Raw genomic sequence first — 13186 nt, 5'->3', positions numbered from 1 at the left:
CGTCCTCCATCACACGTCGAGCAGTCGCCTCAGCTGGGCGCTGACGACGTCGTCCTCGATCAGGAACCCGTCGTGGCCGAAGTCCGACCGGATCACCACTGGAACTCTACCGTCCAGCGTGTCCGGAACATGGTAGGCGATCTGCTCCTGTCCTTCGACGGGGAACAGCCGGTCGCTGTCGATGCCGACCACCAGGGTGCGTGCGGTGACGCGGGAGAGCGCTGCAGCGATTCCGCCGCGCCCGCGGCCGACATCGTGCGAGTTCATCGCCTCCACCAGCGTGATGTAGCTGTTCGCGTCGAAGCGGCGGGTGAACTTGTTGCCGTGGAAGTCGAGGTACGACTCGACGGCGAACCGTCCGCCGCCGCCGAGCGGGCTGATCTCGCTCTGCCAGGCCCGCTGGAAGCGCTCGTTCAGCTCGGACGGGCTGCGGTAGTTGAGCAGGGCCATGCGCCGGGCGAGCGCGAGCCCACGGTGCGGTCCGTCGCCGTCCTCGGCGTCGTAGTACTGGCCGCCGCGGAACAGCGGGTCGGTGCGCACCGCCTCGATCTGCACCGAGTTGAGGGCGATCTGGTCGGCGGTCGAGTACGGGGGCGCGGCGATGACCGCCAGCCGTTCGACCCGCTCCGGGAACATGACGGCCCACTCCAGCGCCTGCATCCCGCCCATCGAGCCGCCGACGACCGCGGCCCAGCGGTCCAGGCCGATGGCGTCGGCGAGGGCGGCCTGCGCGGCGACCTGGTCGCGGATGGTCGTGAACGGGAACCGGGCACCCCACTCGGCGCCGTCGGGCGCGAGCGACGCAGGACCGGTCGTTCCCTGGCAGCCGCCCAGCATGTTCGGGGCGACAACGAACCAGCGGTCGGTGTCGATCGCCTTTCCTGGTCCGATGATGCCCTGCCACCAGCCGGGGGTCCGGTGGCCGCGACCGGCGGGACCGGCCGCGTGCGAGTCGCCCGTCAGCGCGTGCAGCACCAGTACGGCGTTGTCGCGCTCCGGCGACAGAGCCCCCCACGTCTCATACGCGACACGGACGAACGGCAGGGTCTCGCCGCTCTCGAACGAGAAGGCGCCGATGCCCGCGAACTGCCGATCGCCCGCCGGGTCGGACTCCTTCCAGGCGCCGCTCGCCGGAGGCTTCCCGAGCAGCGTTCTCGCCTGCGCCTCCGTGATGAAACTCGACGGCGCCGTGTCGGCGGATGTCTGCCACTCCATAGCGACCATTCTCCCGGACCCCGCGCCGACCGCCCGCTCTGTTACGCCGCGCACCGCGCCCCCCGTCGAGTACACGAAAACTGCACGCGAAACCGGAGTTTCGCGTGCAGTTTTCGTGTACTCGACGGGGGGCGCCGGGCAGCAGGAGCGTCAGGCGCGGGCGGCCTCGGCGACGGAGCGGGCGGCGGCCAGGCCGGCGCTGAGGTCGGCCTTCAGGTCGTCGACGTTCTCGAGGCCCACCGACAGGCGGACCAGGCCCGGCGTGACGCCGGCGGTCAGCTGCTGCTCGGGGGTGAGCTGCGAGTGCGTGGTCGACGCCGGGTGGATGACGAGGCTGCGGACATCGCCGATGTTGGCCAGGTGGCTGAACAACGAGAGGTTGTCGACGAGAGCGGCTCCCGCATCCACCCCGCCCTTGAGCTCGAACGAGAGAACGGCGCCGACGCCCTTCGGGGCGTACTTGTTGGCGGCCGCGTACCAGGGGCTGGTCGGCAGGCCCGAGTAGTTGACGGACGCGACGTCCGGGTGCGACTCGAGGAACTCGGCGATCTCCTGCGCGTTCTGCGTGTGACGCTCGACGCGGAGCGACAGCGTCTCGATGCCCTGGATGAGCTGCCAGGCGCTCGCCGGGGCGATCGCCGCTCCGAGGTCGCGGAGCAGCTGCACGCGCGCCTTGATGATGTAGGCGAGGGCGTCGCCGACCGCGGCGGTGTAGCTCGCGCCGTGGTACGACGGGTCCGGCTCGGTGAGGCCAGGGAACTTCTCGACGTTCTTCGACCACTCGAACGAGCCGCCGTCGACGATGATTCCGCCGATGACCGTGCCGTGGCCGCCGAGGAACTTGGTCGCCGAGTGGACGACGATGTCGGCGCCGTGCTCGAACGGACGGATCAGGTACGGCGTGGCGATCGTGTTGTCGACGATCAGGGGGACGCCGGCCTCGTGCGCGACCTCCGCGACGAGGGCGATGTCGAGGATGTTGATCTTCGGGTTGCCGATGGTCTCGGCGAAGAACAGCTTGGTGTTCGGCCGGACGGCGCGGCGCCACTCCTCGGCGTCGTCCTGGTTCTCGACGAAGGTGGTCTCGATGCCGAGCTTCGCGAGCGTGTACTTGAAGAGGTTGTAGGTGCCGCCGTAGATCGAGCTGGAGGACACGATGTGGTCGCCCGCCTGCGCGATGTTGAGGACGGCGAAGGTCTCAGCGGCCTGACCGGAGGCGACGAGGAGGGCGCCGGTGCCCCCTTCGAGCGCGGCGACGCGCTCCTCGACGACCGCCTGGGTCGGGTTCTGGATGCGGGTGTAGATGTTCCCGAACTCGGCGAGGGCGAAGAGGTTCTTCGCGTGCTCCGCGTTGTTGAACACGTACGAGGTGGTCTGGTAGATCGGGGTGGCGCGGGCGTTGGTCACCGGGTCGGGAGCAGCGCCGGAGTGGATCTGCTTGGTTTCGAACTGCCAGTCGGCGGCGTCGGTCATGGCGTCTCTCCTTCGGGTCTGTGAGCGCGCGATGCGCACGGTATGCGAGCGGTCGGCCACCGCCGTTGTCAGCAGGCTAGACGCGCCGCCGCACCCGGGCAACGTATCCGAAACACGCCGTAACCCGCGACAATGAGGGCATGAGCAGACGTGTGGTCGTGACGGGAGCGAGTTCGGGCATCGGGGCGGCGACGGTCCGCGCTTTCCGGAGCGATGGCTGGGACGTGGTCGCCGTCGCCCGCCGGGAGGACCGCCTGCGCGCGCTGGCCGACGAGACCGGCGCCGAGTTCGTCGTCGCCGATCTGACCAGGCAGGACGACGTGGATGCGCTCCGCGACCACCTGGCGGCGACCGGCGGCATCCACGCCCTCGTGAACAACGCGGGCGGTGCGCACGGGCTCGACTCCGTCGAGTCGTCCAGCGTCGACGACTGGGTGTGGATGTACGAGATCAACGTCATCGGCACCAAGCGGGTCATCTCCGCCCTCCTGCCGCTGCTGCGGGCGGGCGCGGCCGAGACCGGCCACGCCGACATCGCCGTCGTGACCTCCATCGCCGGCCTCACCGCCTACGTGGGAGGCGGCGGGTACAACGCCGCGAAGTTCGCCGAGCACGCCCTCACCGAGGTGCTGCGGCTGGAGCTGAACGGCGAGCCGATCCGTGTCGTCGAGATCGCGCCGGGGATGGTCGCGACGGAGGAGTTCTCGCTCGTCCGGTTCGGCGGCGACCAGGCGCGCAGGGACGCCGTCTACGAGGACGTGCCCGAGCCGCTCTCGGCCGAGGACGTGGCCGAGACGATCGTCCACGCGCTCACCCGCCCCCGCCACGTCGACCTCGACCTGATCGTGGTCAAGCCGGTCGCCCAGGCGGCGCCGTACCGGCTGCACAAGGGCGAGCTCCGGGTGAAGGGGTGAGATGGACGACGACGACGAGAAGCGCGAACGCTGGGAGCGGGCCACCGCCTGGCCGGGCATCGCGGCCAGCGCCCTCTTCCTGGTGGCGTACTCCTGGAACATCCTGGATGAGACCAAGCCCCAGGCCCTGAAGGTCGCGCTGCTCGCCGTCCTCCTCGTCGTGTGGCTGTTCTTCCTCGTCGACTACGTCGTCCGCTTCTCGCTCGCGCGGCACAAGCTCCATTTCGTCCGGAAGTATCCGATCGACCTGCTCTCGGTGTTCCTCCCGATGACCCGGCCGTTCCGCCTCCTGACCACGCTGCGGCGCATCCCGGGTCTCCGCGGGAACACCTCGTCCCACCTGCGCCGGCGGGTGCTGATCATCGCGGCGAGCTTCGTGCTGATGTTCCTCTACGTGATCGCGCTCGCCGAACTGCAGGCGGAGCGCGACGCGCACGGCGCGAACATCCTCACCTTCGGCGACTCCCTGTGGTGGGCCTGCGTCACCCTGGCGACCGTCGGCTACGGCGACTACTACCCGGTGACCCTGCAGGGGCGTCTGCTCGCCGTGGTGCTGATGGCCGGCGGCATCGTCATCGTCGGAACCGCCAGCGCCACGATCGTGAGCTACCTGGCGGATCACACCCAGCACCTCCGTCGCACCGAGGCGCAGCAGGAGGACGCGGAGCACCCGCACGATGGCAGGAACGACCGGGGCTGAGCACCGTCTCCCGGTCGGCCGTCAGCCCTCGGCGACCGCCACGCACGAGCGCAGCAGTGCGAGGGCCTGCCGGGCGTCCCGCACCGTGAACTCCTGGCGCTCGCCCGCCCGGTCGCGCACCGTCCGCTCCAGCAGCTCGGCGTGCTCGGGCCAGCGTTCCGCGGCGAACGCGGCGGCTGCCGTCTTCGAGAGCACGTCGCCGGTCTCGATCGTGGCGACCAGCCGGATGGGGCCGAGCGCCACCCAGCGCACGGTCTCGGACCGCACCGGGCCGTCGTCGGGCCGGTCGGCGATCTCCGCCTCGAGGCCGTCGCCGATGCGCTGCCAGTAGTCGAGGAGGTTGTCGCGCGAGAACGACACGATCCCTTGCGCGGTGCGCGGGTGGCGGTCGGCGACCGGCGACCAGATCACATCGCCGCCGTCGACGATGCCCTGAACGCCCGACTCCAGCTCCCGCCAGGTGATCCAGCTGAGCTGCGCGCCGGCCAGAGCGGAGACGAGGACGCCCTCGACCACCTGCGGAGCGGTCTGGACCACGTCGGGGCCGCGGGCGATCTCGGACTCGGTCAGGTAGACGCCGTCGATGTGCGGCTGGGATGCGGCGTGCAGCTCGGCGAGGGCGGGGAGGTCGTCGACCGGGTCGCGGGTGACGATGAAGACCACGTCGATGTCGCTGACCCCGGGATGCCAGTCCCCGGCGACGGCGGACCCGGTGACGACCGCGCGGCTCACCAGCCCGGGCGCGATGCGCCTCTGCTCCAGCAGGAACGCGGTGAGGGCGTCGGCGACGGCGGGTGGAAGCTGCTGCTCGGTCATGGTCACTCCAGGGCGGGTTCCGGATCCGCGAACGCGAGCCGCGGCACGAAGAAGAGCAGCACAGCGGCGACGAGCGCGCCCAGACCGCAGATGGTCCAGACGAGCATGTAGCCGACGAGGCTGGCGGCCGTGGCCGTCACGGTGGCGGCGCCCGCGAGCAGCACGACGCCGAAGACGGCGGACGCGAACGACCCGCCGATGGTCTTGGTGGTGTTCGTCAGGGCGGTCGCGACGCCGGTCTGCCCCCGGGGCGCCGCCGCGGCGGCCGCGGCGGGGAGCGCGCCGACGAGGGCGCCGGAGCCGATGCCGGCGATCGCCATGTTCGTGAACACCTGCCACGTCTCGAGGTGGAACGGCAGGAACATCAGGTACCCGATCGCCACGAGGAAGGCGGCGCCGATCAGGGTCACCCGCGGCGTCAGCCACGACGACACGAGCGGGAACAGCAGTGCCCCGACGATCATCGAGATGAGGTACGCGCCGATCAGGATGCTGCGCTGGCCGGCCGAGAGCCCCAGACCGTAGCCGTTGGCCGGGTCGGTGCCTGCGTAGGTGCTGAGCGGCGCCTGCGCGCCGAGCAGGCTGATCCCGATCAGGCCGGCCGTGAGCTGCACCGGCCACATGGTGGGGCGGCGGAGCACACGGAGGTCGATGGCGGGATCGGCCTGGCGCAGCTCCCAGCGGCCGAACGGGACGAACGCGAGCACTCCGACCGCGATCAGCACCCACACCCACCACGTGCCGACCCCGTTGAGCCGGAGGAACGTCAGCCCCGAGGTGATGAGCAGCAGCCCGAGTGCCAGCAGCGTGAACCCGACGCCGTCGAGGCTGCGGCCGGGAACCGGTTCCGACTCGGGCACGCCGAACAGGATCGCGAAGAACACGAGCGTGACCGCGACGGCCGGCACCATCAGCGTGAGCGTGACACTCCCGCCGAGCGCCTCGAAGAGCAGTCCGGCGCCGATCGCGCCGACGATCGCCCCGGCCTCCAGGGCGACGACGAGCAGACCGGCGGCGCGCCGGGTGCCCGATGCGGCCGTCCCCGTGCGGCGTCCGCGATCGAAGATGAGCGCGACCTCCAGGGGAAGCCACACCACATAGAACCCCTGCAGTGCGAAGGCCAGCAGGTAGGTCGTGAAGTCGCCGGCGAAGGCGAGCCACCAGGTCGACAGCGCGGTGAGGGCGGTGGCGATGAGCAGGATGCGCTTGTGGCCGAACATGTCGCCGAGCTTCGCCAGCACGGGGACGACCAGGGCGGAGACGAGCAGCTGGGCGGCCTCGAACCAGTTGTAGTCGGCGTCGTGGATGCCGAGGTGCTTCACGATGTCGGAGATCAGCGGGACGTAGTAGCCCTGCAGGATGCCGCTGGTCAGCTCCACCAGGGCGAGCCAGCCGATCAGGGCCGCCGTGGTGCCGATGACGACCGCCGCCCGGCGCTGGGCGGACGTCTTCTCCGAAGTCATGCGCGGATGCTAACACCCGGGCGGCCCCGGTACGGTAGAGCAATGGCCAGCGAACTCGACGATTCCGGTGCAGACGTCCTCCAGGAGGCGGAACGGGAGGTTCTCGGCTGGTTGGAGTTCGGGGAGGCCTCGCGTCATCTGGCCGGCGAGGTCGTCGAGTCCGGGTTCGAGCCGGACATGGTGGTCGCGATCGCGCGAGGCGGACTGCTGCTCGCCGGGGCCATCTCCTACGCGCTCGGCATCAAGGCGTGCGGCGCGCTGAACGTCGAGTTCTACACGGGTGTCGACACGCGGCTCCCGGAGCCCGTCGTCCTCCCGCCGATGCTCGACTCGGCCGCGCTCCAGTCCAAGCGCGTCCTGCTCGTCGACGACGTGTCCGACTCGGGCCGGACCCTGGCGATGGTCGTCGACCTGATCGCCGCCTCCGGCGCCGACGTCCGCACGGTGTGCCTCTACTCCAAGCCGCGGACCGTGCTGGAGCCCGACTTCGTCTGGCGCCGCACCGATCGCTGGATCACGTTCCCGTGGTCGGCCCTTCCGCCCGTGACGGCCGCGACCCACTGAGCGGCACCGTGCCGAAGACGCTGACGGAGCTGGCCGCCGACGGTTCGATGGATCCGGGGTGGGCGACCGCCCTCGAGCCCGTCGCCGACCGGATCGCCGCGATGGGGGAGTTCCTGCGCGCCGAGGTCGCCGCGGGGCGGCACTATCTGCCCGCCGGCGACGCCGTCCTCCGGGCGTTCCGGGCTCCACTCGCCGATGTCCGCGTGCTGATCGTCGGCCAGGACCCGTACCCGACGCCCGGGCATCCGATCGGGCTCTCCTTCGCCGTCGAGCGGCACGTGCGGCCCCTCCCGCGCAGCCTGCAGAACATCTACCGGGAGCTGCGCGACGATCTGGGCATCACGCCGCCCCCGCACGGCGACCTGAGCGCGTGGTCCGATCACGGTGTCATGCTGCTCAACCGGGTTCTCACGGTCCGCCCGGGGGAGCCGGCGTCGCACCGCGGACAGGGCTGGGAGGCCGTCACCGAGCACGCCATCCGCTCGCTCGTCGCGCGCGGCCGCCCGTTCGTGTCCATCCTGTGGGGGAGGGATGCTGCGACCCTCCGGCCGCTCCTCGACGGCAACCCCGCGATCGAGTCGGCGCACCCGAGCCCGCTGTCGGCGTCACGCGGCTTCTTCGGGTCGAAGCCGTTCTCGCGAGCCAACGCGCTGCTCGCCGAGCGCGGCGGGAAACCGGTCGACTGGTCGCTCGAACCGTAACGCGCCCGCAATGCGGGCGACGTAGGCTGGACGGGTGCTGGAAGAGGAATACCAGGAGCGTCGGGTGCTGCCGCGGCACCTGCGCAAGCCGCCGCCCGCCGAGGCGCCGTTCGAGTACGCGATCCGCGAGGCGCGACCGGAGGACCTCCCGCACATCCGGGAGATCTACAACCACTACGTCGCCAACAGCACCGTCACCTTCGACGAGGATGCGATGACGCTGCGAGAGTGGAAGAGCAAATACGCGTACCTGACGAAGCTCGGGATGCCGTTCATCGTCGCGGAGTCGCCGACGGGGCAGATCCTCGGGTACGCGCTCGTGCAGCCGTGGAAGCAGAAGCGCGCGTACCGGTTCACAGTCGAGAATTCGATCTACCTGGGTGCCGCGTCCACCGGCAAGGGGCTTGGGCCGGTGCTGATGCAGGAGCTGATCGACCGGTCGAAGGCGGCCGGACTCAAGGAGATCATCGCCGTCATCGCCGACAAGGGCGCGGAGGCGTCGATCCGGATGCACGAGAACTTCGGCTTCACCGAGATCGGCCGCATGGGCCGCGTCGGCTACAAGTTCGACCGCTGGCTCGGCACCGTGCTGATGCAGAAGTCGCTGAAGTAACGCTTCGGCAACGCCCGGTATCGCGGGCCTGAGCATCCACTAGCGTTCACTTGAGCGCCCCTTCCGGGCGCATGCCGAGGGGGGAATATGAAAAGGCGGCTCGCTCTCAGTCTTGCGGTGTCACTCGGTGCCGCGCTCGTGCTGGCCGGATGCGCTCAGGGCGCTCCGGCCGGTCAGTCGACCTCGCACACCGCGATGCCGTCGCCGACGCCCACCCCGACGCCGGTCATAACGACCCAGCCGGTCCGCGTCCCCACCACGTGCGACCAGCTGATGCCGCCGGCAGCCTTGGCGCAGATCGGCACTGGTCTCGTTCCGGAGGAGGAGAAGCACAGGGCGAATCTCTCCTCGTGGATGAACGATCGGGTCGGCGCACTCACCTGCTCATGGTCGAACGGCGCCGCCGACGCGGACCTCCTGCAGTTCATCGTGAAGGTCGGCCCCGAGGTCACCCGCGAGGGTTTCGAGGGGTTCCTCAACGGCGAGCAGGGCGGAGGGATCCACTATCCGGGTGCCGAGCCGGACTCCTACACGCTGCGGGTGCAGGACAAGCCCATCGGCTTCCTCTTCCTGACCCCGCACTACGGAGTGGCCGGGTACCTGGTTGCCGGCCTGAACGCGCACTTCCCGGCCGACGCCGACGCCACTTCGCTCCGTCAGATCTACGGGGTGGTGTCGGCTCTCGGAGCACCGGGCCCGTTGTGGACGCCGTCTCCGACGCTGACCGGCGCGACAGGATGCGACGGACTGGCGACGGCGGACCAGCTCGGCTCGCTCGGCGGGCTGCCCTCCGCACGGGAGGTCAAGAGCGACGCCGGGGAGTACTCGCTGTCGGTGTTCGACATCGACCGCCAGGTCGGCGGGTACTGGTGCTGGTGGTTGTCGGAGGATTCTTCTGTCACCGCCTCGATCGCGGTCGGCGTCCTGCCCGGGGGTGGTGAGTATGCGAAGAAGGTGCGCCCCGCGGGATCGGTCGATGTGCCGGGGTTCGGGACATCCGCATACAGGAGCCCGGACGGCGTGCTGAATGTGATCGCGGCCGGCGGCTGGGTGCAGATGGGCGGCTACGACGGCGTCACGCCGGAGCAGCAGACGGCGTTCACGAAACAGGTGCTCCGCAACGTCGGCTACACCGGCTGACGGGCGCTAGGCTCGCCGCGTGAGCACCGTGACCCCTGGAACCGCGACGAGCGGAGTCGCCACCGCATCGGCGACGCCCGTGAATCTGCCCCTGCGCAAGCGGCCCTTCGACATCTTCTTCATCGTGATGTTCTCGCTGTTCATCGTGACGTGCATCATCAGCGATGCGATCCCCACGCTGGGGATCCCGCAGACGGCGACGACGACGAACATCCTGGCGCAGTGGAACTACACGTACTCGTCGCAGTACGACCCGCTCTACATGCAGGAGCCGCTGTGGCTGCGGTTCATCACCGGCACCAGCGCCTTCGTCTACCTGCCGTTCTACGTGCTGCTCGTGATCTGCCTGGTGAAGGGGTTCAACTGGATCCAGCTGTTCGCCGTGATCTACGCGACGATGATCATCAGCCTCACGGCGATCCCGATCTTCGGCGTCGAGTTCTTCGGTCCGGTGGGGCAGCGCACGCCCAACCCGGTCGTCTTCCTGCTCTACAACGGGCCGTACGTGCTGGTGCCGTTGCTGCTGCTCATCCGGATGCGCAAGCCGCTGCCGTTCACGAGGAGGTTCTGATGCCCCTGCTGGAAGACCTGACCGTCTACGAGGACGGCGACCGGTACGACGTCTACGACCACTCGTTCCCGGATGAGGACGCCGAGCTCGGCCGCGGCCGGCTGCTCGGCGCGGTGACCGTCACGCCGGAGGGGGAGTACGTGCCGACCGGCGAAGGCGCGCGCTACGAGTACATCGCCCCGGCCCGGACCCTGGACGAGGCGCTCGGGGCGTTCGTCGGCTCCGCCTGACGCGCCGTCAGGCCGGGTGCTTCGCGCCCAGCTCCAGCAGGCCGACGCCGCCGATCACGAGCACGAGCCCGGCGATCTGCACCCAGGTGAGCGACTCCTTGAAGAACACCCAGGAGATGATCGCGATCGCCGCGACGCCGACGGCCGACCAGATCGCGTAGGCGATCCCCAGCGGCACGCCGCGGCCGAGCGCCAGCGAGAGCGCGAAGAACGACGCGACGTACCCGACGACCACGATGACGAACGCCCACCACTTGGGGTTGTCGCCGGAGGTGAACTTCAGGAAGGTCGTCGCGACGACCTCGGTCGCGATGGCGACGGCGAGAAACAGGTAGCCCAGCACGGAACACACGCTAGCGAACGACAAAGCGCTCTCTGGCATCCCGCTATGAGTTCACCGCACGTTCTGTCGCGCGTCGCCGCGGCGGCTTAGCCTGACGGCGACGACATCGTCGGACGGCGTGGAGACCGCGCCGGCCGAGTGAGGCCGATGGCATGAAACCGTGGCCGGGAGCGCGAGACTCCCGGCCACGTCCATGTCCGGCGCCGGGCCCCTCAGCTGCGCCGGAACCCTCAGCTGCGCCGGACCCCTCAGCTGCGCCGGACCCCTCAGCTGCGCGGGGTCGCCCGGCCCAGCACCGCGTACCCGGCGACGGCGGCGAGGGCGGTCGGCAGCAGCAGCCACGCCGTCACGCCGATCGGCCCGTTCGCGGCGAACCAGTCGCCGACCGCCGGCCAGCTCTGCGTGAATGTGATCAGCGCGATCGCGCCGACGACCAGGAGGGCGAACGCCGCTCCGGCCGCGAGGATGCCGTTCATCCGCCACCGCATGAAGAGCGCGGCGGAGAACGCGCCGACGGCGAAGAAGAACAGCATGGCGGCGAACACGGTGAACAGGCGTCCGCCCAGACTCTCCCCGGAGAAGTACACCGACGTGAACAGATGGCCGCCGAGGCCCCAGCCGTTCGTCCACTCCTCGATGGCCGAGAGCAGCGTGAAGCCGACGGCGTACCCGGCAGCGAGGAGCAGGAAGGTCAGCCCGGAGCCGAGCGCGAAGTCGCGTCGGGTGCTGCTGTAACCGAGCGCGAAGGGGAACGTCGCCGAGATCACCTGGATGCCCACCACCAGCATGTAGACGAAGATGTAGAACGCGCCGCCGCTCCACTGCGTGCCGTCCATGGCGTCGGCGCGGTCGGCGGGGGCGGTGGCGGCCCAGATGATCCACCAGATCAGCCAGTTCACCACCCCGATGAAGAACATGATCATGGCCGGGATCCAGATCACCGTCCACGTGTTGACGAGGTTGAGGCGGACGACGCGCCAGATGCGGCGCCCCGCCGGGGGCGCGGCGATCAGCGCGGGGGCCGGGGTCGCGGTGGTCATGCGGTCTGCTCGATTCCTGTGTCACGGACGTCCGTCCTGCGGACGATCAACTGCTGGAGCGACACCGGCGCGAGCTCGAGGCCCGCCGCCGCTGCCTGGGAACGCTCGGAGGCGCTGAGGCCGGCGACCGTCACGGAGGCGAGGCCTCCGATGCCGTCGCGGTGCAGCACGTCCCGTGCGCGGACGAACTCGTCGACGGCGGGACGCGGGCCGACGACCGTGGTGGCGGAGGTGCGCAGGGTCTCGGCGTCCTCGTCCATCAGGATGCGGCCCTGGTCGATGACGATGACGTGCTCGAGGAGGTTCGCCACCTCGTCGATCAGGTGCGTCGACAGCACGACCGTGCGCGGGTGCTCGGAGAAGTCTTCGAGCAGCCGGTCGTAGAACAGCTGGCGGGCCACCGCATCGAGGCCGAGGTACGGCTCGTCGAAGAAGGTCAGCGGAGCGCGCGACGCGAGCCCCACGATGACCCCGATGGAGGAGAGCTGGCCGCGGGAGAGCTTCTTGATGCGCCGGGTGAGTGGCAGCCGGAACTCGTCGACGAGCTGCTCCGCGTACTCGGCGTCCCAGTTCTCGAAGAACCAGGGCGCGCTGCGCAGCACGTGCTTCGGCTGGAAGTCCTCCGGGTAGCGCTGGCTCTCCTTGATGAAGCAGAGGTTCTGCAGCACCCGCGCGTTCTCGGTGGGCTTCTCGCCGAACACGTGGATGTCGCCCTGCGTGGCGAAGTCCTGCCCGGTGATGAGCTGCATCAGGGTGGTCTTCCCTGCGCCGTTGCGGCCGAGGAGGCCGTGGATGCGGCCGGGCGTGATGGTGAGGGACACGTCGTCGATCGCGGTGAACGATCCGAACCGTTTGGTCAGGCCCGACACCTGCACCGCCGGGGCGATGGAGGTCGGGGCGGGGGCGGCGCTCATGCGCGCACTCCTTTCGACGGGGACGCCGCCGACGGCGTCGTCCGGGGTTCCGGGGTGGCCGGCCGCTGGTCCGCGGCCGCCTGGATCATGTGGGTGAGCTGCTCCGCGCCGATGCCGAGCTTCGCGGCCTCCGCGAGGAGCGGGCGGAGGTACTCGACGCTGAACGCGTCGCGTCGCTTGGTGACGAGCCGCTCACGTGCGCCGTCGGAGACGAACATGCCGATGCCTCGTTTCTTGTAGAGGATTCCGTCGTCGACCAGGAGGTTCACGCCTTTGCCCGCGGTCGCCGGGTTGATCCGGTAGAAGGCGGCGAACTCGTTCGTGGACGGCACCTGCGTCTCGGCGGGGTAGACCCCGTCGATGATGTCGTCTTCGATCTGCTCGGCGATCTGGACGAAGATTGGCTTGCCTTCGTCGATCACGCGAGCTTCACCGGTTCATTACTCATGTAACTAACCAACCAGGCGACCTCGCGTTTGTCAAGAGCCG

The 13186-nt window shown here is 69.8% G+C and carries 16 protein-coding genes; 8 read left to right on the top strand and 8 right to left on the bottom strand.

From position 1 onward, the window contains the following. Window positions 1-9: 9 nt before the first annotated feature. Both metX and BLW09_RS12395 read right to left on the bottom strand, forming a co-directional pair. A complete protein-coding gene (gene metX, locus BLW09_RS12400) occupies window positions 10-1215 on the bottom strand; it encodes a homoserine O-acetyltransferase MetX (protein WP_089913073.1) in 1206 nt (401 codons plus the stop codon). Window positions 1216-1365: 150 nt separating this feature from the next. Continuing rightward, window positions 1366-2688: a bifunctional o-acetylhomoserine/o-acetylserine sulfhydrylase gene (locus tag BLW09_RS12395; protein ID WP_089913070.1), complete on the bottom strand. Its 1323-nt coding sequence runs from the start codon at window positions 2686-2688 to the stop codon at window positions 1366-1368. Window positions 2689-2828: 140 nt separating this feature from the next. Between BLW09_RS12395 and BLW09_RS12390 the strand changes: the two genes are divergently transcribed. After that, entirely contained in the window at window positions 2829-3602 is a 774-nt protein-coding gene (locus tag BLW09_RS12390; RefSeq protein WP_172824209.1) for an SDR family oxidoreductase, read from the top strand. Between the two features lies 1 nt (window position 3603). Continuing rightward, entirely contained in the window at window positions 3604-4302 is a 699-nt protein-coding gene (locus BLW09_RS12385) for a potassium channel family protein (protein ID WP_089913064.1), read from the top strand. Between the two features lie 21 nt (window positions 4303-4323). On the opposite strand, the gene BLW09_RS12380 is transcribed toward BLW09_RS12385, so the two are convergent. Together BLW09_RS12380 and BLW09_RS12375 are read right to left on the bottom strand one after the other, a co-directional pair. Then, window positions 4324-5118, bottom strand: a complete 795-nt coding sequence (locus tag BLW09_RS12380) for a nucleotidyltransferase domain-containing protein (RefSeq protein WP_089913061.1) — start codon at window positions 5116-5118, stop codon at window positions 4324-4326. 2 nt (window positions 5119-5120) lie between these two features. Continuing rightward, the gene (locus BLW09_RS12375) at window positions 5121-6581 is read right to left on the bottom strand and encodes an MFS transporter (protein ID WP_089913058.1); all 1461 of its coding nucleotides are present in this window, start codon (window positions 6579-6581) and stop codon (window positions 5121-5123) included. 42 nt (window positions 6582-6623) lie between these two features. Here BLW09_RS12375 and BLW09_RS12370 point away from each other — a divergent pair, with 42 nt between their 5' ends. From BLW09_RS12370 to BLW09_RS12345, 6 genes are all read left to right on the top strand, one after another. Then, a complete protein-coding gene (locus tag BLW09_RS12370) occupies window positions 6624-7145 on the top strand; it encodes a phosphoribosyltransferase (protein WP_018190148.1) in 522 nt (173 codons plus the stop codon). A gap of 8 nt (window positions 7146-7153) precedes the next feature. After that, window positions 7154-7846, top strand: coding sequence for a uracil-DNA glycosylase (locus tag BLW09_RS12365; RefSeq protein ID WP_172824208.1), 693 nt, complete (start codon window positions 7154-7156; stop codon window positions 7844-7846). A 34-nt stretch (window positions 7847-7880) separates the two neighbouring features. Further along, window positions 7881-8459, top strand: coding sequence for a GNAT family N-acetyltransferase (locus BLW09_RS12360; protein ID WP_172824207.1), 579 nt, complete (start codon window positions 7881-7883; stop codon window positions 8457-8459). Between the two features lie 117 nt (window positions 8460-8576). Beyond that, complete coding sequence (locus tag BLW09_RS12355; protein ID WP_231946827.1) at window positions 8577-9599, top strand: hypothetical protein; 1023 nt, start codon at window positions 8577-8579, stop codon at window positions 9597-9599. A 19-nt stretch (window positions 9600-9618) separates the two neighbouring features. Further along, the gene (locus tag BLW09_RS12350; protein ID WP_089913046.1) at window positions 9619-10170 is read left to right on the top strand and encodes a DUF2781 domain-containing protein; all 552 of its coding nucleotides are present in this window, start codon (window positions 9619-9621) and stop codon (window positions 10168-10170) included. Continuing rightward, window positions 10170-10400, top strand: a complete 231-nt coding sequence (locus BLW09_RS12345) for a hypothetical protein (protein ID WP_089913041.1) — start codon at window positions 10170-10172, stop codon at window positions 10398-10400. The genes BLW09_RS12350 and BLW09_RS12345 overlap by 1 nt, the downstream gene beginning before the upstream one ends. 7 nt (window positions 10401-10407) lie before the next feature. Here the strand turns inward: BLW09_RS12345 and BLW09_RS12340 are convergent, their stop codons facing one another. The 4 genes from BLW09_RS12340 to BLW09_RS12325 all read right to left on the bottom strand — a co-directional run bounded on the left by BLW09_RS12340 (window position 10408) and on the right by BLW09_RS12325 (window position 13119). Further along, window positions 10408-10782 (bottom strand): DMT family transporter, encoded by a 375-nt coding sequence (locus BLW09_RS12340; RefSeq protein WP_157696937.1) that lies wholly within the window; start codon window positions 10780-10782, stop codon window positions 10408-10410. A gap of 227 nt (window positions 10783-11009) precedes the next feature. Continuing rightward, entirely contained in the window at window positions 11010-11783 is a 774-nt protein-coding gene (locus BLW09_RS12335; protein WP_089913038.1) for a hypothetical protein, read from the bottom strand. After that, a complete protein-coding gene (locus tag BLW09_RS12330; protein ID WP_089913036.1) occupies window positions 11780-12697 on the bottom strand; it encodes an ABC transporter ATP-binding protein in 918 nt (305 codons plus the stop codon). Before BLW09_RS12330 ends, BLW09_RS12335 begins: the two co-directional genes overlap by 4 nt. Further along, window positions 12694-13119 (bottom strand): GntR family transcriptional regulator, encoded by a 426-nt coding sequence (locus BLW09_RS12325; protein WP_089913034.1) that lies wholly within the window; start codon window positions 13117-13119, stop codon window positions 12694-12696. The genes BLW09_RS12330 and BLW09_RS12325 overlap by 4 nt, the downstream gene beginning before the upstream one ends. Window positions 13120-13186 lie beyond the last annotated feature (67 nt).

It is taken from the genome of Leifsonia sp. 21MFCrub1.1 (assembly GCF_900107895.1).
Lineage (GTDB): Bacteria > Actinomycetota > Actinomycetes > Actinomycetales > Microbacteriaceae > Leifsonia > Leifsonia soli.
This window is presented reverse-complemented; position numbering and strand designations above follow the sequence as displayed.